Annotated in this window: 20 protein-coding genes and 1 tRNA gene; 8 read left to right on the top strand and 13 right to left on the bottom strand. The window is 72.2% G+C overall.

Annotation, left to right across the window (positions count from 1 at the left end):
• Positions 1-159 precede the first annotated feature (159 nt).
• The 3 genes from ACIQWR_RS35140 to hutU are packed head-to-tail and all read right to left on the bottom strand — an operon-like array spanning position 160 to position 4,390.
• A complete protein-coding gene (locus tag ACIQWR_RS35140; RefSeq protein ID WP_404018232.1) occupies positions 160-1,509 on the bottom strand; it encodes a formimidoylglutamate deiminase in 1,350 nt (449 codons plus the stop codon).
• Positions 1,500-2,690, bottom strand: a complete 1,191-nt coding sequence (locus tag ACIQWR_RS35145; RefSeq protein WP_404018395.1) for an allantoate amidohydrolase — start codon at positions 2,688-2,690, stop codon at positions 1,500-1,502. Before ACIQWR_RS35145 ends, ACIQWR_RS35140 begins: the two co-directional genes overlap by 10 nt.
• A gap of 35 nt (positions 2,691-2,725) precedes the next feature.
• Positions 2,726-4,390: a urocanate hydratase gene (hutU, locus tag ACIQWR_RS35150; RefSeq protein ID WP_404018235.1), complete on the bottom strand. Its 1,665-nt coding sequence runs from the start codon at positions 4,388-4,390 to the stop codon at positions 2,726-2,728.
• A 104-nt stretch (positions 4,391-4,494) separates the two neighbouring features.
• Here hutU and ACIQWR_RS35155 point away from each other — a divergent pair, with 104 nt between their 5' ends.
• Entirely contained in the window at positions 4,495-5,931 is a 1,437-nt protein-coding gene (locus ACIQWR_RS35155) for a diaminopimelate decarboxylase (RefSeq protein WP_404018238.1), read from the top strand.
• 24 nt (positions 5,932-5,955) lie between these two features.
• Here the strand turns inward: ACIQWR_RS35155 and ACIQWR_RS35160 are convergent, their stop codons facing one another.
• Entirely contained in the window at positions 5,956-6,798 is an 843-nt protein-coding gene (locus ACIQWR_RS35160) for a MurR/RpiR family transcriptional regulator (RefSeq protein ID WP_404018241.1), read from the bottom strand.
• 155 nt (positions 6,799-6,953) lie between these two features.
• Between ACIQWR_RS35160 and ACIQWR_RS35165 the strand changes: the two genes are divergently transcribed.
• Positions 6,954-7,331, top strand: a complete 378-nt coding sequence (locus tag ACIQWR_RS35165) for a hypothetical protein (protein WP_404018244.1) — start codon at positions 6,954-6,956, stop codon at positions 7,329-7,331.
• Positions 7,332-8,115: 784 nt separating this feature from the next.
• Here the strand turns inward: ACIQWR_RS35165 and ACIQWR_RS35170 are convergent.
• Positions 8,116-9,498, bottom strand: a complete 1,383-nt coding sequence (locus tag ACIQWR_RS35170) for a cystathionine beta-synthase (RefSeq protein WP_404018397.1) — start codon at positions 9,496-9,498, stop codon at positions 8,116-8,118.
• 124 nt (positions 9,499-9,622) lie between these two features.
• On the opposite strand from ACIQWR_RS35170, the gene ACIQWR_RS35175 reads away from it, so the two are divergent.
• The 3 genes from ACIQWR_RS35175 (at position 9,623) to ACIQWR_RS35185 (ending at position 13,319) form a co-directional block, all read left to right on the top strand.
• Complete coding sequence (locus tag ACIQWR_RS35175; RefSeq protein ID WP_404018247.1) at positions 9,623-10,657, top strand: SGNH/GDSL hydrolase family protein; 1,035 nt, start codon at positions 9,623-9,625, stop codon at positions 10,655-10,657.
• A gap of 131 nt (positions 10,658-10,788) precedes the next feature.
• The gene (locus tag ACIQWR_RS35180) at positions 10,789-12,006 is read left to right on the top strand and encodes an acetyl-CoA C-acetyltransferase (RefSeq protein ID WP_404018250.1); all 1,218 of its coding nucleotides are present in this window, start codon (positions 10,789-10,791) and stop codon (positions 12,004-12,006) included.
• Positions 12,007-12,509: 503 nt separating this feature from the next.
• Positions 12,510-13,319 (top strand): hypothetical protein, encoded by an 810-nt coding sequence (locus ACIQWR_RS35185; RefSeq protein ID WP_404018399.1) that lies wholly within the window; start codon positions 12,510-12,512, stop codon positions 13,317-13,319.
• Here ACIQWR_RS35185 and ACIQWR_RS35190 read toward each other — a convergent pair.
• A complete protein-coding gene (locus ACIQWR_RS35190; protein ID WP_404018253.1) occupies positions 13,303-13,653 on the bottom strand; it encodes a hypothetical protein in 351 nt (116 codons plus the stop codon). The genes ACIQWR_RS35185 and ACIQWR_RS35190 overlap by 17 nt on opposite strands.
• A gap of 102 nt (positions 13,654-13,755) precedes the next feature.
• Between ACIQWR_RS35190 and ACIQWR_RS35195 the strand changes: the two genes are divergently transcribed.
• Positions 13,756-13,986, top strand: a complete 231-nt coding sequence (locus tag ACIQWR_RS35195; protein WP_399267897.1) for a DUF4287 domain-containing protein — start codon at positions 13,756-13,758, stop codon at positions 13,984-13,986.
• 149 nt (positions 13,987-14,135) lie between these two features.
• Here ACIQWR_RS35195 and ACIQWR_RS35200 read toward each other — a convergent pair whose 3' ends face one another.
• Positions 14,136-14,978, bottom strand: a complete 843-nt coding sequence (locus ACIQWR_RS35200) for a Bax inhibitor-1/YccA family protein (RefSeq protein WP_404018256.1) — start codon at positions 14,976-14,978, stop codon at positions 14,136-14,138.
• A gap of 178 nt (positions 14,979-15,156) precedes the next feature.
• Positions 15,157-15,241 (bottom strand) — tRNA-Leu (locus tag ACIQWR_RS35205).
• A gap of 532 nt (positions 15,242-15,773) precedes the next feature.
• Here ACIQWR_RS35205 and ACIQWR_RS35210 point away from each other — a divergent pair.
• Positions 15,774-16,538 carry an ABC transporter ATP-binding protein gene (locus ACIQWR_RS35210; protein ID WP_404018401.1) on the top strand — a complete coding sequence of 255 codons (765 nt, stop codon included), beginning with the start codon at positions 15,774-15,776 and terminating at the stop codon, positions 16,536-16,538.
• A 72-nt stretch (positions 16,539-16,610) separates the two neighbouring features.
• The gene (locus ACIQWR_RS35215) at positions 16,611-19,166 is read left to right on the top strand and encodes an ABC transporter permease (RefSeq protein WP_404018259.1); all 2,556 of its coding nucleotides are present in this window, start codon (positions 16,611-16,613) and stop codon (positions 19,164-19,166) included.
• Between the two features lie 150 nt (positions 19,167-19,316).
• Here ACIQWR_RS35215 and ACIQWR_RS35220 read toward each other — a convergent pair whose 3' ends face one another.
• The 5 genes from ACIQWR_RS35220 to ACIQWR_RS35240 form a co-directional block, all read right to left on the bottom strand.
• Complete coding sequence (locus tag ACIQWR_RS35220; protein WP_404018262.1) at positions 19,317-20,684, bottom strand: class I SAM-dependent methyltransferase; 1,368 nt, start codon at positions 20,682-20,684, stop codon at positions 19,317-19,319.
• Positions 20,685-20,856: 172 nt separating this feature from the next.
• Positions 20,857-22,245 (bottom strand): NAD(P)/FAD-dependent oxidoreductase, encoded by a 1,389-nt coding sequence (locus ACIQWR_RS35225; RefSeq protein WP_354382944.1) that lies wholly within the window; start codon positions 22,243-22,245, stop codon positions 20,857-20,859.
• A 523-nt stretch (positions 22,246-22,768) separates the two neighbouring features.
• Positions 22,769-23,722, bottom strand: coding sequence for an exopolyphosphatase (locus ACIQWR_RS35230; protein WP_404018266.1), 954 nt, complete (start codon positions 23,720-23,722; stop codon positions 22,769-22,771).
• Positions 23,719-24,252 (bottom strand): DUF501 domain-containing protein, encoded by a 534-nt coding sequence (locus ACIQWR_RS35235; RefSeq protein ID WP_404018269.1) that lies wholly within the window; start codon positions 24,250-24,252, stop codon positions 23,719-23,721. The genes ACIQWR_RS35230 and ACIQWR_RS35235 overlap by 4 nt, the downstream gene beginning before the upstream one ends.
• A gap of 42 nt (positions 24,253-24,294) precedes the next feature.
• The gene (locus tag ACIQWR_RS35240; protein ID WP_330330810.1) at positions 24,295-24,777 is read right to left on the bottom strand and encodes a septum formation initiator family protein; all 483 of its coding nucleotides are present in this window, start codon (positions 24,775-24,777) and stop codon (positions 24,295-24,297) included.
• Positions 24,778-24,893: the final 116 nt, after the last annotated feature.

A 24,893-nucleotide genomic window follows, 5' to 3' on the forward strand; every position in this document is an offset into this window, starting at 1 on the left:
ATTGGCGCAGCCACATCCAGCCTCGCCGGCGATTGAGGCGCGGGGTCCGGGGCGGAGCCCGGTGGGCGCTCAGACGCCGACCGAGCTGGAAGGTGGCGCAGCCACTTACAGCCCGTCCGGCGTTTGAGGACCGGGGTCCGGGGCGGAGCCCCGGGAAGGTCAGCCGCGGATGGCCGCGATGGCTTCGGTCAGGGCTGCGGGGACGTCATCGACCAGGGCGTGCGCGCCGTCGCGGACGATGTGACGGCCACCGACCACCGTGTGCCGGACGTCGGCCGCGGAGGCCGCGAAGACCGCGGTCTCGGCCGCGAGCCGCGGCACCGGCCCCGCCGTCCGTACGGAGTCCAGCGCGACCGTGGTGAAGTCCGCGAGGGCACCCGCCTCCAGGCGCCCCGCCCCCTCCCAGCCGAGGGCCGCGTGCCCGTCCTCCGTCGCCGCGGTCAGCAGCGCGTTCGCCGTCCAGTGACCGCGCGTGCGGCTGCGCAGGCGCTCGTTCAGCTCCATCGCGCGGGCCTCTTCGAGCAGGTCGATGACGGCGTGGCTGTCGCTGCCCAGGGACAGCGGGCTGCCCGCGTGCTGGAGCCGGGTGGCCGGGCCGATGCCGTCGGCGAGGTCGCGTTCGGTGGTGGGGCACATGCAGGTGCCGGTGGACGTGCCGCCCAACAGGGCGATGTCCGCGTCCGTGAGGTGCGTGTTGTGCACGCCGGTGGTGCGCGGGCCCAGCACCCCGTGATCGGCGAGCAGCTGGGTGGGGGTGCGCCCGTGCGCGGCCAGGCAGGCGTCGTTCTCGGCGGTCTGCTCGGACAGGTGCACGTGCAGCGGCGCCCGGCGTTCGGCGGCCCAGGCCGCCACCGTGGCCAGCTGCTCGGCGGGCACGGCGCGCACGGAGTGCACGGCCGCGCCGATCAGGGCGTGCTCGCGCGGCTTCAGCGCGCCGACCCGCTCGGCCCAGGCGTCCGCGGTGCCGTCGGAGAAGCGCAGCTGGTGCGGCTGCGGGGCCTCGCCGAAGCCGGCGGAGAGGTACGCCGTGTCGAGGAGGGTGATGCGGATGCCGGCCGCGGCCGCGGCTTCGATCAGCGCCTCGCCCATGGCGTTGGGGTCGGCGTAGGCCGCGCCGCCGGGGGCGTGGTGGACGTAGTGGAACTCGCCGACGGCGGTGATCCCGGCCAGCGCCATCTCCGCGTACACCGCGCGGGCCAGCGCGAAGTAGTTCTCGGGGGTGAGGTTCTGGGCGGCCTTGTACATCAGCTCGCGCCAGGTCCAGAAGGTGCCGCTGCCGACCTGGACCGTACCGCGCAGCGCCCGGTGGAAGGCGTGGCTGTGCGCGTTGGCCAGGCCCGGGAGGGTGAGCCCGCGCAGCACCTCCGCGCCCGGCGGCGGGGCGTCCACCCCGGTGCGCAGGGCCGCGATCCGGCCGTCCTCGACGTCCAGGGCGACGCCCGGCTCGACGTGGGTGCCGAGCCAGGCGTGCTCCAGCCAGTACGTGTTCTGCTGCGCGGTCAACGGCACGCGAGACCTTCCAGTACGTCGGCGAGGGCGAGGACGCCGGCGACGCAGTCGTCCTCGGCGGCGTACTCGGCCGGGGAGTGGGAGACCCCGGTGGGATTGCGTACGAACAGCATCGCGGTCGGGATCGATCCGGAGAGGATTCCGGCGTCGTGTCCCGCGCCGGTGCCGAGCACCGGGAGGGCCCCGCCCAGGATCCGGTTGAGCTCGTCGCGCAGGGCGTCCTCGAACTCGATGACCGGGGTGAAGGACTCCCGGACCACGCTCAGCTCGATGCCCTCGCTCTCGGCGCGTTCCCGGGCGGCCTTCTCGATCGCCGTGACGACGGTGTCGAGGGCGGCCTGGTCGGGTGCGCGGGAGTCGAGCCAGCCGCGGACCAGCGAGGGGATCGCGTTGACCCCGTTGGGCTCGACCGAGATCTTCCCGAAGGTGGCGACGGCCCCGGCGAGGGCCGCCTCGCTGCGGGCGGCCAGCACGGTCTGGGCGTAGGTCAGCATCGGGTCGCGGCGGTCCACCAGCCGGGTGGTGCCGGCGTGGTTGGCCTCGCCGCGGAAGTCGAAGCGCCAGCGGCCGTGCGGCCAGATCGCGGAGGCGAGGCCGACCCGGTCGCCGGAGAGGTCCAGGGCGCGGCCCTGTTCCACGTGGAGCTCGACGAAGGCCCCGATCCGGGCGAGGCGTTCGGGGTCGGCGCCGATGGCGTCCGGGTCGTACCCGGCCTCCTCCATGGCGCGCGGCAGGCTGATGCCGTCCGCGTCGCGCAGCTCGTACGCCTTCTCCTTCGTCAGCTGTCCGGCGGCGAGCCGGGAGCCGACGCAGGCGAGCCCGAAGCGGGCGCCCTCCTCGTCACCGAAGTTGGTGATGGCCAGCGGCCGGGAGAAGGTGGCGCCCCTGCGGCGGAGCTCGTCCAGGGCCGCGAAGGAGGAGACCACGCCGAGGGGGCCGTCGAAGGCCCCGCCGTCGGGCACGGAGTCCAGGTGGGAGCCGGTGACGACGGCGTCCCCGGCGAGGGGGTCGCCGAGCCAGGCCCACTGGTTGCCGTTGCGGTCGGTCTCGTAAGCGAGCCCGCGCGCCTCGGCCTGGGCCTGGAACCAGGTCCGGCAGTCGGCGTCGGCGCCGGTCCAGGCGTAGCGGCGGTAGCCGCCGCTGTCCCGGTCCCGCCCGATGGGCCGGAGCTCGGCCCACATGTCGTGGAACGAGGCTCCGGCCGCGGTGTGCTGGGTCACGCCTGGTCGCCTTCGCGCATCGGGATGCGCACGTCGCGCTCTTCGGCCACGGTCTCGGCGATGTCGTAGCCCGCGTCGACGTGGCGGATGACGCCCATGCCGGGGTCGTTGGTGAGCACGCGGCGGATCTTCTCGCCCGCGAGCTTGGTGCCGTCGGCGACGCTGACCTGGCCCGCGTGGATGGAGCGGCCCATGCCGACCCCGCCGCCGTGGTGGATGGAGACCCAGGAGGCGCCGGAGGCGACGTTGACCATCGCGTTGAGCAGCGGCCAGTCGGCGATCGCGTCGGAGCCGTCGAGCATGGCCTCGGTCTCGCGGTACGGGGAGGCCACCGAGCCGCAGTCGAGGTGGTCGCGGCCGATGACCAGCGGGGCGGCGAGGGTGCCGTCGGCGACCATCTCGTTGAAGCGTTCACCGGCCTTGTCGCGCTCGCCGTAGCCGAGCCAGCAGATGCGCGCGGGCAGGCCCTGGAAGTGGACGCGCTCGCCGGCCATCTTGATCCAGCGGTGCAGGGACTCGTTCTCCGGGAAGAGTTCGAGCATCGCCTTGTCGGTCTTGTGGATGTCCGAGGCCTCGCCGGACAGGGCCGCCCAGCGGAAGGGGCCCTTGCCCTCGCAGAAGAGGGGGCGGATGTAGGCGGGGACGAAGCCGGGGAAGGCGAAGGCGCGGTCGTAGCCGGCCAGCTGGGCCTCGCCGCGGATGGAGTTGCCGTAGTCGAAGACCTCGGCGCCCGCGTCCATGAAGCCGACCATGGCCTCGACGTGCGTGGCCATGGACTCGCGGGCGCGGGTGGTGAAGCCGGCCGGGTCCTTGGCGGCGAAGTCGGCCATGTCGTCGAAGTCGACGCCGGTCGGCAGGTAGGCGAGCGGGTCGTGGGCGGAGGTCTGGTCCGTCACGATGTCGATCGGGGCGCCCTCGGCGAGCATCTGCGGGAGCAGGTCGGCGGCGTTGCCGAGCAGGCCGATGGAGAGCGGCTTGCGGGCGTCGCGGGCCTCGACGGCCAGCGCGAGGGCGTGGCGCAGGTTGTCGGCCTTGACGTCGAGGAAGCGGTGCTCGATGCGGCGGTCGATGGCGCGCGGGTCGACGTCGATGCAGATGGCGACGCCGTCGTTCATCGTGACGGCGAGCGGCTGGGCGCCGCCCATGCCGCCGAGGCCGGCGGTCAGGGTGATGGTGCCGGCGAGGGTCCCGCCGAACTTCTTCGCGGCGACGGCGGCGAAGGTCTCGTAGGTGCCCTGGAGGATGCCCTGGGTGCCGATGTAGATCCACGAACCGGCGGTCATCTGCCCGTACATGGTCAGGCCCAGGTTCTCCAGGCGCCGGAACTCCTCCCAGTTCGCCCAGTCGCCGACCAGGTTGGAGTTGGCGAGCAGGACGCGCGGGGCCCATTCGTGGGTCTGCATGACGCCGACCGGACGGCCGGACTGGACCAGCATGGTCTCGTCCTGCTTGAGGGTCTGGAGCGTGCGGACCATCGCGTCGTACGAGCGCCAGTCGCGCGCGGCCTTGCCGGTGCCGCCGTAGACGACCAGCTTGTCGGGGTGCTCGGCGACCTCGGGGTCGAGGTTGTTCTGCAGCATGCGCAGGGCGGCCTCCTGCTGCCATCCCAGGGTGCTGAGTCCGGTGCCTCGCGCGGCACGTACGGGGCGGGGTCCTGACATGGCGGTGCCTCCTCCGATGTTGGTCAATCTATTCACATACTCACTGTCTGAATAGGTTCAGTCAACAGCTGCGGGCATGTCGCCGTGGTGGTTGGCTGGCCGACATGACTGCGGAGACCGTCGACAGCGCGTCCCACGGAGACACCCACGGAGGCACCGGCCCCCGCCCGGAGCCCGGCCGGGAGCCCGGTTCGGCGCCCGGCCCGGAGCCCGCCGCCGCCCGCCGGGACCTGGTCGTGCGGGCCGCCGTGCGCCAGGGGCTGGTGGGGCCGGACGAGGGCGACGAACCCTTGGTGTGCCTGCTGGACACGGCCGGCATCCGGGACTCGGCCGCCGCCCTGACGGCCGCCTTCGCCGCCGCGCTGCCACCGAGCACCCCCGTCCTGCACGCCTTCGCCGTCAAGGCCTGCCCGCTGGTCCCCGTGCTGCGGCTGCTGGCCGCCACCGGCCTGGGCTGCGAGGTGGCCAGCGCCGGGGAGCTGGGCCTGGCCCGGGCCGCCGGGCTGAGCCCCGACCGCACGGTCCTGGACTCCCCCGCCAAGACCACCGCCGAGCTGCGCGAGGCGCTGGCCCTGGGCATCGCGGTCAACGTCGACAACCGCCAGGAGCTGGAGCGCATCGACGCCCTGATCGCGGCGGACCCGGGCCCGGTCCGGTCCCCGATCGGCCTGCGGATCAACCCGCAGACCGGCGCGGGCGCCATCGACGCCCTCTCCACGGCGACCGCCACCTCGAAGTTCGGCTTCGCACTGCGCGACGAGGGGGCGCGCGAGTGGCTGGTGCGCGCCTGCGCGGAGCGCCCCTGGCTGACCCGGCTGCACACCCACTCCGGGTCCCAGGGCGTACCGCTGCCGCTGATCGCGCGGGGGGTGCGCGCCGTGCACGAGCTGGCCGAGGAGGTCAACGCCCGCGTCGGCCGGCGCCGGATCGACACGATCGACATCGGCGGCGGCCTCCCGGTGAACTTCGCCTCGGACGCGGCGACCCCCTCGTACGCCGACTACGTGGCCGCCCTGCGCACGGCCGCCCCGGCCCTCTTCGACGGCTCCTACGGCCTGGTCACCGAGTTCGGCCGGTCCCTGACCGCCAAGCACGGCCTGGTGCTCGCCCGCGTCGAGTACGCCAAGACCACCGGCGGCCGCCCCGTCGCGCTCACCCACGCGGGGGTCCAGCTGGCCACCCGTACGGTCTACGCGCCCGCCGTGTGGCCGGTGCGGATCCTCGCCTACGACGGGCGGGGCGTCCCGAAGGAGGGCGCGCCCCTCGCCCAGGACGTCGCGGGGCCCGCCTGCTTCGCGGGCGACCTGCTGGCCGAGGCCCGCTCGCTCCCGCCGCTCGCCGCGGGCGACCTGATCGCCGTACCGGACACCGGCGCGTACTTCTTCACGGCCCACTACGGCTACAACAGCCTGCCGCGCCCGGCCGTCCACGGCTTCGCGGTCGAGGGGGACGCGGTGCGCTTCGCCCTCGCGCGGCCCGCGCAGTCGCTCCCCGCCCTGGTGGAGGAGGCGGGCGCCGCGCACCGCGACGCCCTGCTGTGAGGCGGTCCAGGCGCTCTACTCGACCTACTCCACGAAGAGGGAGCGGGCGGCGGCCTTCGCGTCGAAGGCCTCCAGCCGGGCCTGGGCGTCGGGCAGCGCGTCCGCCATCGACTCCAGCAGCACCCGCCCCAGGAGCATCGGCGCGCACGCCGTGTCGAAGGCGAGTCCGGTGCCGACCGGCGCCGGGATCAGCAGGTCCGAGTGGCGGGCCACCGGGGCGAAGGCGGAATCGGCGACCGTGACCACGGTCAGCCCGGTCGTACGGGCGTACTCCAGAGCCGCCAGCACCTCGCGCGGATGCCGGGGCAGCGCGAAGCACAGCAGCGCCGAGGCCCCGGACCCGACCGCCGCGTCGATCCGGTCGGCCAGCATCGAGCCGCCCTCGTCCAGCAGCCGCACGTCGGGGTGCACCTTGCCCGCGAAGTACGCGAACCCGCGCGCCTGCGAGGACGCGGCGCGCAGCCCGAGCACCGGCAGCGGCACCGAAGCGGCGAGCACCCGCCCCGCCTCCTCGACGGGCCCGGGGTCGGCGAGCATCGCCGAGAGGTGGCGCAGGTTGTCGATCTCGGCCTGGACGGCCTGCTGGTAGGAGTTGTACGCGTCGCTGCCGGACCCGCCGGGGCGGCCGGCGGGGGCCACCTCGCGCAGGTGCCGGCGCAGCGCCGGGTACCCGTCGAAGCCGAGCGCCACCGCGAAGCGGGTCACCGAGGGCTGGCTGACCCCGGCCAGCTCGGCCAGCTCGACGCTGGACAGGAACGGCACCTCGGCCGCCCCGCGCACCATGCAGTGGGCGATCCGCCGCTGGGTCGGCGTCAGCCGGTGCCCCTCGAACAGCTTCTGCAGCCGTGCTGCCGGACTGTCGCTCATCCCGCCCCCTCCTCCGCCCGTGGACCGTTGGCCCTCGATGTATTCAGTCAGCAAGCACTCTGCATGCGGATATGCAGGACGGCAACCCTGGTCCGCCGCGTGATACGGGGGCTAGCCCCAGTGCCCGGCCGCGACGGCCTTCCTAGCCTGGAGGCATGGAACCCCATTCCCACACCGATGCCCACGAGCTCAAGAAGGAATTCGACGCCACCTTGAGGGCCCGCGGGGAGCTGGGGCCGGAGTACGAGGCGGCGCTCGTCGATTCGTTCATCGAGAAGGTGGACACCCAGGTCAGGCGGCGCCTGGCCGAGCAGCGCCTGCAAGAGGTGCGCGGCGGTCCCGCGGTCGCCGGGGGCGGGGCGAACTTCGGCGAACGCTTCGGCTTCGCCATCGTGACGCTGGTCCTGGCGATCCCGCTGTCCGCCATCGGCGTCGTCAACGCCGGTCTGAGCGGCCTCGTGGTCACCTGGGCCGGCATCCTGGGCGTCAACTTCGCCCACGCCGCGAAGGCCTGGCGGCGCCCTCAGCCCTGACCCGGCCCTCCGCCTCCGGCGGGGCTGGATGGGTCTGCGCCCGCCCCTCGTCCGCGAGCCCGGTGCGCGCCTCAAACGCCGGCGCGGCTGGATGGGGCCGAGCCCGCCCTTCGTCCGCGGCCGGGTGTGCGCCTCAAACGCCGGCGCGGCTGGATGGGGCTGGGCTCACTTCCTAGCCTCGCCGGCGTTTGAGGCGCACACCGGCCCGCAGGGGACGGGCAGGCTCCGCCACCTCCAGCCCCGCCGGCGATTGAGGCGCCCACCGGCCCGCAGGCGGACTGTGGGGGCGGCCCTATCCAGCCCCGCCGGCGTTTGAGGCGCGCACCAGCCCGCGGGCGAAGGGTGAGGGCGGCCAAATCCAGCCTCGCCGGCGATTGAGGCGCGCACCAGCCCGCAGGCGAAGGGTGAGGGCGGCCAAATCCAGCCTCGCCGGCGATTGAGGCGCACGCCGGCCCGCGGGCGGAAGGCAGGGGCAGCGACGCCCCGCCCCGACGGGAAGGTATGGCGGGGGCCGCCGCACCCCCGGTTGCCCGGGGGGCGGGACGACGGCGGCCCCCGCGAAGGACACGGTCCGGGTCAGGGCCGTCCGCGTCCATGGCGCCCCACGGCCCCGGGAGCCGCTCCGGAACCGCGCAACGCCGCTCGTGACGCCGGAGGAACCGTCCGGTTCCTTCCGACGAACACCACTGTGCCGCACCCGTGTTAAGCCGGTGCTGCCACGACGTGTCGGGCCCGTTCCGATCGCGCGAAGCCCCGTGGAGCCCCGTGGAGCCCCCGTAAGGGACTACTTCGCGCTGCGCGCCAGGAACGCCAGGAGGTCCTGACGGCTCACCACACCGGTCGGCTTGCCCTCGACGAGGACGATCGCCGCGTCCGCCGTACCGAGGACCCGCATCAGCTCGGAGACCGTCTCGCCGGAGCCGACCTGCGGCAGCGGCGGGCTCATGTGCTTCTCCAGCGGGTCGCTGAGCGAGGCGCGCTGCGCGAACAGCGCCGACAGCAGCTCCTTCTCCACCACGGACCCGATGACCTCGGCGGCCATCACGTCCGGGTGCCCGGCGCCCGGCTTCACGATCGGCATCTGCGAGACGCCGTACTCGCGCAGCACCTCGATGGCCTCCCCGACGGTCTCCTCGGGGTGCATGTGGACGAGCGAGGGGATCCCGCCCTCCTTGTCGGCCAGGACCGCGCCGATGCGGGCCGCGGGGCCCGCCTCCTCCAGGAAGCCGTGCCCGGCCATCCACTCGTCGCTGAAGATCTTGCTGAGGTAGCCGCGGCCGCTGTCCGGCAGCAGGACGACGACCACGTCGTCCGGACCGAGGCTCTCGGCGGCCTTGAGCGCGGCCACGACGGCCATGCCGCAGGAACCGCCGACGAGCAGGCCCTCCTCCTTGGCGAGGCGGCGGGTCATCTGGAAGGAGTCCTTGTCGGACACCGCGATGATCTCGTCCGTCACGTTGCGGTCGTAGGCGGACGGCCAGAAGTCCTCGCCGACGCCCTCGACGAGGTACGGACGGCCCGAGCCGCCCGAGTACACGGAGCCCTCGGGGTCGGCGCCGATGACCTTGACGCTGCCACCGCTCACCTCCTTGAGGTAGCCGCCGGTGCCGGAGATCGTGCCGCCGGTGCCGACGCCCGCGACGAAGTGGGTGATCTTCCCGTCCGTCTGCTCCCACAGCTCGGGACCGGTGGTCTCGTAGTGCGAGCGCGGGTTGTTCGGGTTGCTGTACTGGTCCGGCTTCCAGGCGCCGGGCTCGCGCGCGAGGCGGTCGGACACGTTGTAGTACGAGTCCGGGTGCTCGGGGTCGACGGCGGTCGGGCAGACCACGACCTCGGCGCCGTACGCGCGCATCACGTTGATCTTGTCCATCGACACCTTGTCAGGACAGACGAAGATGCACTTGTAGCCCTTCTGCTGGGCCACGATGGCGAGTCCTACACCGGTGTTGCCACTGGTCGGCTCCACGATGGTGCCACCGGGCTTGAGCGCTCCGCTCTGCTCGGCGGCCTCGATCATGCGCACGGCGATGCGGTCCTTCACGGACCCGCCGGGATTGAAGTACTCGACCTTGGCCAGGACGGTGGCCTGGATGCCGTCGGTCACACGGTTGAGCTTCACCAGCGGGGTGTTGCCGACGAGGCTGATCATCGAGTCGTGGAATTGCACCATGTTCTCCAAGGAGGGAACTCCACGGGTTCTCCGGGAGGTCCCGTCAGACTAAGCGGAAAGGGATTGGAGCAGCGGCACTACGGGGCAGGTAAGCCAGCAGAGGCAAGGAGGGTGACCTGAAGTGTCGAGGGCGAGAACGGCCCGCCGGATCGCGGCGGGTGCGGCGTACGGCGGCGGCGGACTCGGTCTGCTCGGCGCCGCCGCGGTGGGACTGGTCGTGGCCGAGGTGCAGCTGGCCAAGCGGACCGTGGGCGTCGGGCTGCCCGACCCGCCGCGCGCGGACGGGCTGTACGGGAGCGAGTTCGGCGGCCCCGAGCTGAGTCCCGGACCGCTGCGCCTCGCCATGCTGGGCGATTCCACGGCCGCCGGGCTCGGCGTGCGGCGGGCCAGACAGACCCCGGCGGCGCTGCTGGCCTCGGGGCTGGCCGCGGTGGCGGAGCGGCCCGTACGGCTGCGGAACGTGGCCCTGTCGGGTGCCATGTCCGACGATCTCGACCGCCAGGTGTCGCTGCTGCTGGACCACGGCGAGAAGGCCCCCGACGTGGCCGTCGTGATGATCGGGGCCAATGACGTGACCCGCCGGATGCCGCCCACCCAGTCGGTGCGGCTGCTGACGGCCGCGGTGAAGCGGCTGCGGCTGGCCGGCTCCGAGGTCGTCGTGGGCACCTGCCCGGACCTCGGCACGATCGAGCCGGTCTACCAGCCGCTGCGCTGGGTGGCCCGCCGGGTGTCCCGGCAGCTGGCCGCCGCGCAGACCATCGGGGTGGTCGCCCAGGGCGGCCGTACGGTCTCGATGGGGGACCTGCTGGGCCCGGAGTTCGCGGCGAACCCGCGCGAGATGTTCGGCCCGGACTCCTACCACCCGTCCGCCGAGGGGTACGCGACCGCCGCCATGGCCGTGCTGCCGACCCTGTGCGCGACGCTCTCGCTCTGGCCCGAGTCCGACCGCCTCGACGTCTCCCGCGACGAGGACATGCTCCCGGTGGCCAAGGCCGCCTCGGCCGCCGCGAACCAGGCGGGCACCGAGGTCACGGCGGCCCGCGCGCCCTGGGCCCTGCTCAAGCACCGGCGCCGCCGGCGGCTGCCGGGGAGCGAGGCGGAGGCCGCCTCGCAGCCGGACGGCGACCACGCCGTCCCGGACGCGCCGGTGTCCTGACCGGCCCGGATGATCCAGCCGCGGCCCCGGTGCGGTGCTCGTCACACGGCGAGGGCGGTGAAATCGACGGTACGGGCCGGTAACTTCACATGCGGTCCCGGCACAACCGCAACCCACCCCTTGGAGTCCCGATGCCCGAAGCCGTCATCGTTTCCACCGCCCGCTCCCCCATCGGCCGGGCCTTCAAGGGCTCCCTCAAGGACCTCCGCCCGGACGACCTGACCGCCACGATCATCCAGGCCGCCCTGGCGAAGGTCCCGGAGCTGGACCCGCGCGACATCGACGACCTGATGCTGGGCTGCGGCCTGCCGGGCGGCGAGCAGGGCAGCAACCTGGGCCGCATCGTGGCCGTGCAGATGGGCATGGACCACCTGCCGGGCCTCACGCTCACCCGTTACTGTTCCTCCTCCCTCCAGACCTCGCGCATGGCCCTGCACGCCATCAAGGCGGGCGAGGGCGACGTCTTCATCTCGGCGGGCGTCGAGATGGTCTCCCGGTCGATCAACGGCTCCTCCGACATCCGCGAGACCCACAACCCGCTCTTCGCCGACGCCGAGGCCCGTACGGCCGAGGTGGCGGCGAGCGAGGGTGCCTCCTGGCACGACCCGCGCGAGGACGGCCTGATCCCGGACGCGTACATCGCGATGGGGCAGACGGCCGAGAACCTGGCCCGCCTCAAGGGCGTGACCCGCCAGGACATGGACGAGTTCGGCGTCCGTTCGCAGAACCTCGCCGAGGCCGCCATCAAGAACGGCTTCTGGGAGCGCGAGATCACCCCGGTGACGACGCCGGACGGCACCGTGGTGTCCGCCGACGACGGCCCGCGCGCCGGCGTCACCCTGGAGGGCGTGCAGGGCCTCAAGCCCGTATTCCGCCCCGACGGCCTCGTCACGGCCGCCAACTGCTGCCCGCTGAACGACGGCGCGGCCGCCCTGGTCATCATGAGCGACACCAAGGCGCGCGAGCTGGGCCTGACCCCGCTGGCCCGGATCGTCTCCACGGGCGTCACCGGCCTCTCCCCCGAGATCATGGGCCTGGGCCCGGTCGAGGCGTCCAAGCAGGCCCTCAAGCGCGCCGGCCTGACCATCGGCGACATCGACCTGGTCGAGATCAACGAGGCCTTCGCGGCCCAGGTCATCCCGTCCTACCGCGACCTGGGCGTGGACCTCGACAGGCTGAACGTCAACGGCGGGGCCATCGCCGTCGGTCACCCGTTCGGGATGACCGGTGCGCGGATCACCGGCACGCTGATCAACAGCCTCCAGTTCCACGACAAGCAGTTCGGCCTGGAGACGATGTGCGTGGGCGGCGGCCAGGGCATGGCCATGGTCATCGAGCGGCTGAGCTGAGCCGGAGCGGAGGGTAGGGGTCGCCCGAGGAACGAGGGCGGCACCTGCCCGCAGCGGTGGCGAAGGTCAGCGCGACCAAAGGATCGAGCGGCTGAGCTGAGCCGGAGCGGAGGGTAGGGGTCGCCCGAGGAACGAGGGCGGCACCTGCCCGCAGCGGTGGCGAAGCTCAGCGCGACCAAGAAATCGAGCGGCTGAGCTGAGCCGGAACTGATCCTTCTCCTTAGGGGCCCAGACGCCCCTAGGGAAACGCGTTGATCCTTACGTCGTACTGACACCGGATCTAATCCCGTCGCGGCCTACCTGTGACCGAATCTCCCCCAGGATGTGACCTATGTCCTGGGGGTTTGGCATTTCCGCAGGTCAGGGCACATGTGGCAGGAGAGGTCGGGACGAAAGACCTGTCCAATTCATGACGTAATGCACTGCACCCCATTCCCAGGGCGGGTGAAGCTGATGTAGGAAGTCGGGGGATCGAATACATCAGGAGTTAGTCAGTGAGCGCCATGTCTCTTGCCCTGCTGCTGACCACGGCCGCTGCCACGGCCGTGGGCGCCGCCGCGCTGCACGCAGTCCACGGTCTGCGCAAGCAGGTCGCGGCCCTGCGCAGCGAGCTGGCGGTTCCGGCGCACCCCCGCGCCATGACCGTGCCGCACGCCCGTAGCGCCGTAGCGTCTCCCGCGTCGGAGATACGGGCCGCCGTGGCCGAGGCCCTCGCCGAGGAGCGCGAGCGCGAGCTCGCCGAGGCGCGCGCCTTCTGGGCCGCGCAGGAGGCGCGCGACGCCGCCGACGCTCCGTCGCTGCTGGGCGGCCTGCCCGGGCTCGGCGAGGAGAACCCCGTCTTCCTGCCCCGCCAGGCGGACCTGGTGGGCCTGGAGCCCCTCCTGGCGGACGAGGGCGACGACTACGCCTACCCCGAGGACTCCGCCGAGCTGGCCGCGGCCCGCCGCCGCCACCCCTCGCACCCCGACTTCGTGCCGGCCCAGGCCACCGCGCCGGGCGCCGACCACGAGCGCACCGTCAACCGGCTGGAAGAGCTGGCGCAGGCCCGTACCGCGCTGGCCGACGTCCGCCCCGGCCCGCTCGGCACGCTCGACGTGTACGTCTTCACCGACGGCACCACGCTGTGCATGACCCCGGGCCACCGGGAGACCGCGGAGCGCCTGTCCGAGGCCCTGCGCTCGGGCACCGCGCCCGTCCTGCTGGGCGGTTCGGGCATCTCCGGCGCCTACGCGCTGACCTTCTCCTGCGGCGACGCCGGGGACCCCGACGACAACGTCTACATCCTGGCCGACCGGGTCATCGCATCGCTCTGACTTCCGCCCGCTCCACCAGCCGCACGGCCTCGTCCAGCACCTCGGACGGGGCCGTCGCCGCGTCCGGGGCCCCCTGCGCGCCGCGCAGCGCCTCGGCCAGGTCCAGGCCGGCCACGGCCAGCTGGTCGCCGACGACGAAGATCCCGGCGTCCGGCATCTCGCGCGGCCGCGCCCCGTCCGCGAGGCCCTCCAGGCGCTGCGCCCGTACGGACAGCTCGCGGGCGAGGGCCAGCCCCTCGGCGGCGGCGCCGCGCTGGAGGCGGCTCTGCGGGGCGGAGCGCAGCCGGTCGGCGAAGCGGTCCACGACGGCGGTCAGGGGCGACGTATCAAGCACGCGGCCGACCTTACGCGCCGCCCCGGCGCCATTGCCAACGGGCGAACGGTCAGGCACGGTGACGTGAAGAGAACAAGCACGGCGATACCTCCGGAGGCGCCCATGTCCGTAGAGTTCTCCGAGCCCACCCACCGGAACATGATCTCCAGAATCCCCCAGACCACCGGTCGTGATCTCTCCGACTGGCTCCGCACCGTCGACGAGGGCCCCTCCCTCATCCGGTTCGAGGACAAGCTCAGCTGGCTGCTCGGCGCGCACGACCTGTCGTACGGCCAGGCCAAGGCGATCATCCACGAGTACGACCTGCGCAGGGCGGCCAAGAAGTTCGGCTGAGCCCGGCCCCCGACCCCCGTCCTCGACTCCCGTCCCCGACCCCTGCCCCCGATTCCCGCAGGCCCCCGACATGCGGGAAGGCCCCGCGAGCCGTGCTCGCGGGGCCTTCCGTACGTGCGTGATCGCGCGGTGCGCGACCGGGTGCGGTACTAGTCGCCCTTGAGGATCGACAGCAGGCGCAGCATCTCCAGGTAGATCCACACCAGGGTCATGGTGAGGCCGAAGGCCGCCAGCCAGGACTCCTCGCGGGGGGCGCCGTACTGCACGCCGTCCTCGACCTGCTTGAAGTCGAGGGCCAGGAAGCAGGCGCCCAGGATGATGCCGATGACACCGAAGAGGATGCCGAGGCCGCCGGACCGGAAACCGAGGCCGTCGCCGCCGCCGAAGACGGAGAACAGCAGGTTGACGACCATGAGCAGCATGAAGCCCATGGCGGCGGCCATCACGAAGCCGTAGAAGCGGCGGGTGACGCGGATCCAGCGCATCTTGTAGGCGAACAGCACGCCGGCGAAGACGCACATGGTGCCGAGCACGGCCTGGATGACCACACCCGGGCTGATGTACGTGCTGGTGGCCGAGCTGATCACGCCGAGGAAGACGCCCTCGAAGGCCGCGTAGGCCAGGATCAGCGCGGGTACGGGCTTGCGCTTGAACGACTGGACCATCGCGAGGACGAACGCGATGAGAGCGGCGCCAATGGCGATGCCGTACGACTTGTTGACGTTCGCCGGGTCGACCGGGAGGGCGATCCAGGCGAGGACCGCCGTCAGGACGACCGTGCCGAGCGTCATGGCCGTACGGCTCACGACGTCGTCGATGGTCATCACGTTGCGGTTGGCCGCCTGCGGCATGCCGGTCTGCGGGTCGGTCGCGTACGGGTTCGTCGCGTACGGGTTCGTCGCGGTCCCGGCCTGCTGCGCGTCAAAGCCCGCGTAGCCGCCGTTGTCGCGGCTGAACCCCCGTCGCGAGAAGACCGGGTTACTGCTCCTCATCTCACTCCTCCATCGGCCACGTGCGCGGCCTCTTGCACCAAGGGTAATGCGTTCGCAAAAAAATCACCCTACTGCTGAAGGAGGATCTTAGAAGAGGGCATGGCGAAACGCACGGGATAAGAAATGGGCAAGGTTCGACCGGCGAAGATCGGGCCCGTCGGTGCACGGGTGGGACCGGTGGTGCCCGGAGCCGGACTTGAACCGGCACGGCCCTAAGGCCAGCGAGGTTTAAGCTCGCCGTGTCTGCATTCCACCATCCGGGCTGGTACGCGGTCCCCCGTACGAAGCACCTGAGCGCAGTGGCGAGCGTATCCGGAACCCACCCACCACCAGATGGCCTTCTTTCCGATGTTGTCTGATTTTATTGACGCTTGAGGGAGCGTCAGACATCAGAAGGCCGGGTCGACGCCCTGCGGAGGACGATCACCACCGCCCTGGGATTGACGGGATTTCGATGGCCCGCGCCACCCCCCGCGCCACCACGGACGCCACCCCGCACCACCCCGCCCCGAGCGGGCTCCCCCGACCCCGACCGGGTCCTCCCCTTGCCCCGCAAGGGCTCTGCCCCATCCTGCCAAGGCCCGCGACCCGCGGCCGACCACGACGGGCCGCCACCGGGGCCGGGTCAGGGGCGCCGTCATACCAGAGGAGGAGGAAGGGGCCCCGGCGGTCAGACTCCAGTGGGCCCACGAACTAGCTCGGCGGTTGATCCGGAGCGGGGGGCGGCGCGAAGAAGATGGAAAGCGTCCCGCCAGTCCGTCAGATCGCCGCTCGGAGGAGCCCCCCGTGACCACCATGAACTACGCCCCGCACACCACCCAGGCCGTGGCGGCCCGCGCCACGCAGCTCTCGAAGGTGTACGGCCAGGGCGAGACCCAGGTGGTCGCCCTCGACAACGTCTCGGTCGACTTCGGCCAGGGACAGTTCACCGCGATCATGGGCCCCTCCGGTTCCGGCAAGTCCACGCTGATGCACTGCGTCGCGGGCCTGGACACCTTCTCCGGCGGATCCGTGCGGATCGGCGAGACCGAGCTGGGCTCCCTCAAGGACAAGCAGCTCACCCAGCTGCGCCGGGACAAGATCGGCTTCATCTTCCAGGCGTTCAACCTGCTGCCGACGCTGACGGCCCTGGAGAACATCACGCTCCCCATGGACATAGCGGGCCGCAAGCCCGACAAGCAGTGGCTCGACGCGGTCATCTCCATGGTCGGCCTCGCCGACCGACTGGGCCACCGCCCCACCCAGCTCTCCGGCGGCCAGCAGCAGCGCGTGGCCGTGGCCCGCGCCCTGGCCTCCCGCCCCGAGATCATCTTCGGCGACGAGCCGACCGGAAACCTGGACTCCCGCTCCGGCGCCGAGGTCCTCGGCTTCCTGCGCAACTCCGTCCGCGAGCTCGGCCAGACCGTCGTGATGGTCACCCACGACCCGGTCGCCGCCTCCTACGCGGACCGCGTCATCTTCCTCGCCGACGGCCGCATCGTGGACGAGATGATCAGCCCCACCGCCGACGGCGTGCTGGACCGCATGAAGGCCTTCGACGCCAAGGGCCGTACGAGCTGACCCGGTCGCGGGCCCCCCGGCGGGCCCCACGAAGCCACCTCCCAGACTTCCAGCACCAGGACTGACATACCCATGTTCCGTACCGCCCTGCGCAATGTCCTCGCGCACAAGGCCAGGCTGTTGATGACGGTGCTCGCCGTCACCCTCGGCGTCGCGTTCGTCTCCGGCACCCTCGTCTTCACCGACACCCTCAAGAAGTCCCTGAGCAGCCAGTCCGCGAAGAGCTACGACGGCGTCGCCGTCTCGGTCAGCTCCTACGGCCAGACCCGCGACGACGACGGCCAGAAGCAGGGCGACCCCGGCATCGGCCAGGCCACCCTCGACAAGGTCGCCGCGACGGGCGGCGTCGCCTCGGTCACCGGCCGCGTCACCGGCTTCGCCGGCATCGGCGACGAGAAGGGCAAGCTGATCGGCCAGGGCTGGTCGAACGCGGGCTCCAACTTCGCCCCCGGCAAGGACGGCAAGGACCCGCGCTCCGCCTTCGTCGACGGCGCCGGCCCCACCAAGGCCGACCAGATCGCCCTCGACAAGGACAGCGCCGCCGCCGGCAACTACAAGGTGGGCGACAAGGTCCGCGTCGCGACCAAGGGCCCGGTGAAGGAGTACACCCTCAGCGGCGTCTTCACCACCGAGGACGGCGCGGTCAAGGCGGGCGGCAGCCTGGTCCTGTTCACCACCCCCGTCGCGCAGGAGATGTTCCTCAAGCCCGGCTTCTACCAGGACCTGACCATCGCCGCGCAGCCCGGCACCTCCGCCGACAAGCTGCTCGCCGACATCAAGCCGCTGCTCGACAAGAACGCCCACGCCAAGACCGGCACCGCGCTCGCCGCGGAGCAGGCCAAGGACATCCAGACGCAGCTGGGCGGCATGAGCAACATGCTGCTGGCCTTCGCGGGCATCTCCCTCTTCGTCGGCGTCTTCCTCATCTACAACACCTTCACCATGCTGGTCAGCCAGCGCACCAAGGAACTGGCCCTGCTGCGCGCCGTCGGCGCCGCCCGCGGCCAGGTGATGCGCTCGGTGCTCGCCGAAGCCCTCGTCGTCGGTCTCCTCTCCGCCGTGATCGGCCTGGTCACGGGCATCGGCCTGGCGATCGGCATGCGCTCCGCGATGAACTCCTTCGGCGCGAAGCTGCCGGGCGGCGACCTCGTCATCGCCCCGGGCACCATCGTCTGGGCCCTGGTCATCGGCGTCGTCGTCACCGTGGTCGCCGCCATGCTGCCCGCCTGGCGCACCGGCCGGATCGCCCCGGTCGCCGCCATGGGCAGCGCCCACCTGCCCGCCAGCTCCAAGTCCCTGGTGCTGCGCAACGTCTTCGGTTGCATCCTCGGCGGCCTCGGCGTCGGCGGCACCCTCCTCGGCGTCTCGACCGGCGGCGGCGACGGCCGGATGACCATCGCCGCGGGCGCGTTCTTCCTCCTCATCGGCCTGATCGTGCTGCTCCCGCTGCTCTCGCGGCCGGTCATCGGCGCGCTCCGCCCGCCGCTCCAGAAGATCTTCGGGGTCCCCGGCAAGCTGGCCGCGCAGAACGCCCTGCGCAACCCGCGCCGCACCGCCGTCACCGCGGCCTCCCTGGCCATCGGCCTGACCCTGGTCACCACCCTCTCGGTGCTCGGCATCACCATGGGCAAGGCCATCGACCGGCTGAGCACCGACAACATCAAGGCCGACTACCGGGTCTCCATGTCCGAGGGCGTGCGCGGCGGCGGCCTGGACGTGTCGGTGCCCGAGACCCTGGCCAAGGCGAAGGGCGTCAAGGAGGTCTCCGCGGTCGCGGAGAGCTCCTTCCAGGTCAAGGGCGACTTCCGGTCCGCCTCCGGCGTCAACCCGGCGACCATCGCCGACCTGCTGAACGTCCAGGTCACCAGCGGCTCGCTGGGCAGCCTCGGCAAGGGCGAGGTCGCGGTCTCGGAGAAGGAGGCCAAGAAGCAGAAGCTCTCGGTCGGCTCCACCCTGGACGCGCAGTTCGCCGACGGCCGCAAGAGCCCGCTGAAGGTCGGCGCGGTCTACAAGAACCTCGACGAGCTGGTCTCGCCGTACCTGGTCGACTCCAAGCTGCTGAGCCCCTCCGGCGAGGAGCAGTACATCCGCTGGGTGTACGTCAACACCACCGCCGGCGCCACCGCGGCGGGCGAGCAGGCCGTCGTCGACGCGCTCGGCAAGAACCCGGCGATGACCGTCGCCACCCAGCAGGACATGCGCGACGAACTGGGCGGCATGATCAACATCGCCCTGAACATCATGTACGGCCTGCTCGGCATGGCGCTGATCATCTCGGTGCTCGGCGTCGTCAACACCCTGGCGATGTCCGTCTTCGAGCGGGTCCAGGAGATCGGCATGCTGCGGGCGATCGGCCTGGACCGCGGCCGGGTCAAGAACATGATCCGCCTGGAGGCCGTCGTGATCTCGCTCTTCGGCGCGATCCTCGGCGTCGCCATCGGCATCTTCCTCGCCTGGGCGGTCGGTACGACGCTCAGCGACACGATCCCCGGCTACGCGCTGGTCCTGCCCTGGGACCGGATCGGCATCTTCCTCCTGCTCGCCGGTGTGGTCGGCGTCCTGGCCGCCATGTGGCCGGCGCGCAGCGCGGCCCGGCTGAACATGCTGACCGCCATCAAGACCGAGTAGCCCGGCTCCGCTCCCGGCAGGGACAGGGACAGGGACACGGCGAAGGGCCCCGCGACCACCAGGTCGCGGGGCCCTTCGCCATGGGTGCCGTGGGTGCCACGGGTGCCGTGGGTGCCACGGGTGCCACGGGTGCCACGGACGTCGCGCGCGCTACTCGCGCCACTCCCGGGTGCGCCGCGCCAACCCGGCGCTCCCGTCCCCGGGGGTGCGCACGGCCAGCACCTGGTTCACCCCGAGCCGGTTCTGCTCGAAGCCCAGCGCGGAGGCGGCCATGTACAGCAGCCAGACCCGCGCCCGGCCGGGCGAGGTGAGCCGGACCGCCCGTTCCCAGTTCTCCTCCAGCCGGCCGACCCAGGCCCGCAGGGTCAGCGCGTAGTGCTCGCGCAGCGCCTCGACGTCGCGGACCTCGAAGCCCGCCCGCTCCAACTCGCCCACGGTGACGGCGATCGGGGACAGCTCCCCGTCGGGGAAGACGTACGCGTCGATGAAGGGATCGATCCGGTACGCCGCCTCCCGCGCCGCGTCGGGCTCGGGGCGCCGCGCGATCTGGTGGTTCAGCAGCCGCCCGCCGGGACGCAGCAGGGCGTACAGGTCACCGGCGTACTCGCGGTAGCGGGCGGAGCCGACGTGTTCGGCCATCCCGATGGAGGAGATCGCGTCGTACGGCCCGTCCGTGACGTCCCGGTAGTCCTGGACCCGGATCTCGATCCGGTCGGTCAGGCCCTCCTCCGCGATCCGCTTGCGGGCGAAGGCGGCCTGCTCGCGCGAGAGCGTGATGCCGGTGACCCGGACGCCGTACTCCCGCGCCGCGTGCAGGGCCATCGAGCCCCAGCCGCAGCCCACGTCGAGCAGCCGGTCGCCGGGGCGCAGGGCGAGCTTGCGGCAGACCAGGCCGAGCTTGTCGCGCTGGGCCCCCTCCAGGTCTCCCCCGGGGCTCCAGTAGGCGCAGGAGTAGACCATGGAGGGGCCGAGCACGAGGGCGTAGAAGTCGTTGCCGACGTCGTAGTGGTGGCTGACGGCCCGCCGGTCGCGGACCCGGGTGTGCCGGGCGCCGCCGCGGCGGGGGACCTCCTCGCCCGGCGGCGCGGGCGGGGGCAGCGGCCCGGCGAGCGCGATCAGCTCCCGCAGCGCGGCCCGGGCGGCCCCGTCGCGTACGGTCCCCAGCGCCCCGGAGGCCGCGGCCAGCGCCCCGCGGACGCGGCCGGCGGGCAGGCCGGCGCCCGGGTCGGGGTCGCGCTGCCAGAGCAGCCCCGACACCCGGTCGAGCAGGTCGTAGAGATCGCCCTCGACGGTCAGGTCCCCGGAGACCCAGGCCCGGGCCAGGCCGACTTCGCCCGGTTTCCACAGCATCCGGCGCAGGGCCCGCCGGTGGTGCAGGACGAGAACGGGCCCGGGGCCGCGCCCCGGGCCGTCGGGCGGACCAGCCTCGCTGCCGTCCCAGGCGCGGATCCGGACGGGCAGGGGGACACCCAGCAGGGTCTCGGCAAGAGCGGCCAGCCGCGGCGCGGCGTCGGTCATGGCACACACCTCCAGTAAGGCTCCGACCTTTGCCTCTACCCACCGCGCACAGCGGGTAAGCGGGCCGCGACACGCCGTGGGGCGGGCCGGACGCACCGAAGGGGCCGCCCGCACCACGGATGGCGGGAGGCCCCTTCGGGGTCGTACTGGGATGTTTCCGGTCAGGCCCGGGTCAGGAAGCCTTGGCCTTCTCGGCGGCGGGAGCCGTCACGGCGGCCGGAGCCGGGGCCGGCTTGGCGGCCTCGTAGAACTCCTCGCGCGGGGTCTCCAGCGCACCGAGGGAGACGACCTCGCGCTTGAGGAACATCGCGAGGGTCCAGTCGGCGAAGACGCGGATCTTGCGGTTCCAGGTCGGCATGGCCATGCCGTGGTAGCCACGGTGCATGTACCAGGCGAGCCGGCCCTTGAGCTTGATCTTCATGCCGCCCATGACGATCATCGCGACGCCCTTGTGGAGGCCGAGGCCCGCCACCGCACCCTTGTTGGAGTGCGAGTACTCGCCCTGCGGGAAGCCCCGCATGCCCGAGATGACGTTGTCCGCGAGGACCTTGGACTGGCGCAGCGCGTGCTGGGCGTTCGGCGGGCACCAGGCGTTCTCGACGCCGGCCTTGCGGGACGCCATGTCCGGGACCTGGGCGTTGTCGCCCGCGGCCCAGATGTAGTCGGTGCCGGTGACCTGGAGGTCGGCGCCGGCGTCGACGTGGCCGCGCGGGCCCAGCGGCAGGCCGTAGCGGGCCAGCACCGGGTTGGGCTTGACGCCCGCGGTCCACACGAGGGTGTTGGAGTCGACCTCGAGGCCGTTCTTCAGCACCACGTGGCCGTCCACGCAGGAGTCCATGGACGTGTTCAGGTAGATCTCGATGCCGCGCGACTCGAGGTGCTCCTTGCCCCAGGTGCCGAGCTTGGGCCCGACCTCGGGAAGGATCTTGTCGGCCGCGTCCACCAGGATGAAGCGCATGTCCTCGCGCTTGATCGTGGAGTAGTACTTCGCGGCGTCGCGGGCCATGTCCTCGACCTCGCCTATGGTCTCCGCGCCGGCGAAGCCGCCGCCGACGAAGACGAAGGTGAGGGCCTTGCGGCGGACGTCCTCGTCCGTCGTGGACTCGGCCTTGTCGAGCTGTTCGAGGACGTGATTGCGCAGACCGATGCCCTCTTCCACGCCCTTCATACCGATGCCCTGTTCGGCCAGGCCGGGGATCGGGAAGGTGCGGGAAACGGCGCCGAGCGCGATCACCAGGTAGTCGAAGGGCAGCTCGTACGCCTCGCCGACCAGCGGCGTGACGACGGCGACCTTGCGGTCCTGGTCGATGCTGGTGACCCGGCCGGTGAGAACCTCAGCCTTGGGCAGCACGCGTCGCAGCGGGACGACGACGTGCCGAGGCGAGATGCTGCCTGCGGCCACTTCGGGGAGGAAGGGCTGGTAGGTCATGTACGAGCGCGGGTCGACGACCGTGACGGTCGCCTCGCCGTAGCGCATCTTCTTCAGAATGCGCTTGGCTGCATACAGGCCTACGTACCCACCGCCTACAACGAGGATCCTGGGACGCTCCGTGGTGCTCATGGAACGAGTATCCAGCACCCGAAGGGGGGACGCTCGTGAGCCCCTTCACAAGGTGCTAGGACCCCTCTGTTACACTGCGCGGCCCACGTGACGGAGGTCATGTCGCGAAGGGGGAACCACCGCGCCGCGGGAGTCGTTGTCCACCCGCTCTGAACTGGCACTCCGGCCTATCGACGGGGTAGACCACGCCTCTCGTGGATACCTACGGACCACCCCCGGGACCGTCCACGATTCAGACGAACACCCTCACGAAACAGGCCCGTCGGCCTCGAAATGCCATCCAAAGGGCCCCCGATGAGCCCATCGGCCTTCTTTTCCTTGTGAAGAACTTCACGAACTTCATGTGGACGACGGGACTTTCGCCCCCCGAAGAGGGCCTTCCAGCCCCCGGACCAGCACTGCTGTCCGCGTGTACACGGCTGACCCCGCGTACGGCCGCTCCCCGCCCGGGCCGGGGCCACGGACAGGGAGCGGAGTCGGACAGAGAGCGGAGTCGGTCAGGTCCGCCGGTGTGGGCGGGACATCACGCCAGCGAGCGGGCCGCGCTCCAGGCGATGCCGTCCAGGATGTCGTGTTCGGAGACGACGACCTCCTTGGCGCCGGTGCGCTCCATGATCGCGCGGAGGATCAGGGCGCCCGCGCCGATGACGTCGACGCGGCCCGGGTGCATCACGCCGATCGAGGCGCGCTCCGCGTGCGTCAGGGTGAGCATGCGCTCGCTGACCTCGCGGACCGCCTCGTAGGAGATGCGGCTGTGGTGGATCGCGGCGGAGTCGTACTCCGCCAGGCCCAGGGCGATGCCAGCGACCGTGGTCACCGAGCCGGCCAGGCCGACCAGGGTGCGCGCCTCGCCCAGCGGCACCGTCTCGGCCGCCAGGTCCAGCGCGGCCTCGATGTCGGCCCGTACGGCGGCGACCTGCGCCTCGGTCGGCGGGTCGGTGACGACCCCGTCGACGACCAGGTGGCGCTCGGTCATCCGGACGCAGCCCACGTCGACGGAGCGCGCGGCGCGCACGTGCTCCTCGCCGACCACGAACTCGGTCGAGCCGCCGCCGATGTCCACGACGAGGTACGGCTTCGCGAGGTCGTCGCGGCCCGTCAGCTCCTTGGTGGCGCCGGTGAAGGAGAACTCCGCCTCCTGGTCACCGCTGATCACCTCGGGCTCCACTCCCAGGATGTCCACGACGCCCCGGACGAACTCGTCCCGGTTCTCCGCGTCGCGCGAGGCCGAGGTGGCCACGAAGCGGATCCGTTCAGCGCCCAGCTCCTCGATCACGGCGGCGTACTCGCGGCAGGCCGCGAAGGTGCGCTCCAGGGCCTCCGGCGCCAGCCGGCCGGTCCGGTCCACGCCCTGGCCGAGCCGGACGACGATCATCCGCCGGTCCAGCTCGATCAGCTCGCCGGTCTCCGGGTCGCAGTCCGCGACCAGCAGGCGGATGGAGTTGGTACCGCAGTCGATGCCCGCGACGCGCGTCACGCGTCCGCCTTCTCCGCGCACGGGGTGACGCAGGCGCCCTTGGCCCACCACTCGGGCAGCATCGCCAGGGCCTCGTCGCCGAACGGGTTCACACCGGGGCCCGCGGCCAGCGAGTGGCCCACCAGCACGTGCAGGCACTTGACCCGGTCGGGCATGCCGCCCGCGCTCGGGAAGCCCTCCAGCACCTCGATGGCGTCGCGCCGGGTGATGTAGTCCTCGTGCGCGGCCCGGTAGGCCGCGGCCAGCTCCGGGTCGGTGGCGAGCCGGGCCTGCATCTCCTTCATCACGCCGTTGGCCTCCAGCGTGCCGATGGCACCGGCGGCCTTCGGGCAGGTCAAGTAGTACAGCGTGGGGAACGGCGTGCCGTCGGGCAGTCGCGGGGCGGTCTCGACCACGTCGGGCTGCCCGCAGGGACAGCGGTGCGCGATGGCGCGCAGTCCGCGCGGCGGGCGGCCGAGCTGCTGCTCGAACGCGACGATGTCCGTGTCCGTCGGCTCGATCCGTGCGGTCTGGGGCGGGGGCGTCTGCATGCCTGGGATGCGTCTTTCAGTTGAGAGGTCGGTCGGTGAACGTCAGTCGGCGGGCCGGTCGGCCTTGTCGATGCCGTCCCAGACGTTCGAGTACCAGGGCCGGTCGGCCGTCGCCGTACCGGTGCGGCGGTGCTCCGCGGCCTCCGAGTCGACCATGGTGAAGCCGATCTCCCCGGGGCGCACGTAGTGCAGGTGCCTGCGCGCCTGCTGCTCCGCGTACGCGCGGTCCTGCCAGCGGGCCTTCTCGTCGCGGAGTTCGTCCAGCCGCTTGCGCGCCCGGTCGGCGGCCTGCTGCTGGTCCGAGATCTCCGAGCGCTGGGAGACGTACTGGCGCATCGGATAGGCGAGGGCGACGACCAGCGTACAGAGGACGAGCACCAGCAGCGCGGCCCGGCCGGTCAGCCTGCTGCGCCGGACCTGGCGCCGTGACTGCGAGCGGTACACGTGGGCCGCGGTCCGCTCGCCCAGCTGCTTGAGCCTGGTCGCGGTCGAGAAGGTGGAGAACCGATCCCGGTTCCCGGCCATTGACTCCGCCTCCCCTGTACCCGCACACAGCAATACGTCCCCGCACACGGTACGGGACCGAGCGCGGGGACGTACGGAGGCTGTCGGGCCCCGCGGGGATGAACCCCGCGGAAGCC

This window comes from Streptomyces sp. NPDC098789, assembly GCF_044759975.1.
In the GTDB taxonomy this organism is placed as follows: Bacteria; Actinomycetota; Actinomycetes; order Streptomycetales; family Streptomycetaceae; genus Streptomyces.

Coding starts and splice junctions, on each gene's coding strand:
- hutU (WP_404018235.1), bottom strand. CDS start 4,390: ATGTCAGGACCCCGCCCCGTACGTGCCGCGCGAGGCACCGGACTCAGC.
- ACIQWR_RS35220 (WP_404018262.1), bottom strand. CDS start 20,684: ATGACCGACGCCGCGCCGCGGCTGGCCGCTCTTGCCGAGACCCTGCTG.
- ACIQWR_RS35180 (WP_404018250.1), top strand. CDS start 10,789: ATGCCCGAAGCCGTCATCGTTTCCACCGCCCGCTCCCCCATCGGCCGG.
- ACIQWR_RS35160 (WP_404018241.1), bottom strand. CDS start 6,798: ATGAGCGACAGTCCGGCAGCACGGCTGCAGAAGCTGTTCGAGGGGCAC.
- ACIQWR_RS35210 (WP_404018401.1), top strand. CDS start 15,774: ATGAACTACGCCCCGCACACCACCCAGGCCGTGGCGGCCCGCGCCACG.
- ACIQWR_RS35225 (WP_354382944.1), bottom strand. CDS start 22,245: ATGAGCACCACGGAGCGTCCCAGGATCCTCGTTGTAGGCGGTGGGTAC.
- ACIQWR_RS35165 (WP_404018244.1), top strand. CDS start 6,954: ATGGAACCCCATTCCCACACCGATGCCCACGAGCTCAAGAAGGAATTC.
- ACIQWR_RS35215 (WP_404018259.1), top strand. CDS start 16,611: ATGTTCCGTACCGCCCTGCGCAATGTCCTCGCGCACAAGGCCAGGCTG.
- ACIQWR_RS35145 (WP_404018395.1), bottom strand. CDS start 2,690: ATGTGGGCCGAGCTCCGGCCCATCGGGCGGGACCGGGACAGCGGCGGC.
- ACIQWR_RS35185 (WP_404018399.1), top strand. CDS start 12,510: ATGTCTCTTGCCCTGCTGCTGACCACGGCCGCTGCCACGGCCGTGGGC.
- ACIQWR_RS35235 (WP_404018269.1), bottom strand. CDS start 24,252: ATGCAGACGCCCCCGCCCCAGACCGCACGGATCGAGCCGACGGACACG.
- ACIQWR_RS35200 (WP_404018256.1), bottom strand. CDS start 14,978: ATGAGGAGCAGTAACCCGGTCTTCTCGCGACGGGGGTTCAGCCGCGAC.
- ACIQWR_RS35240 (WP_330330810.1), bottom strand. CDS start 24,777: ATGGCCGGGAACCGGGATCGGTTCTCCACCTTCTCGACCGCGACCAGG.
- ACIQWR_RS35195 (WP_399267897.1), top strand. CDS start 13,756: ATGTCCGTAGAGTTCTCCGAGCCCACCCACCGGAACATGATCTCCAGA.
- ACIQWR_RS35155 (WP_404018238.1), top strand. CDS start 4,495: ATGACTGCGGAGACCGTCGACAGCGCGTCCCACGGAGACACCCACGGA.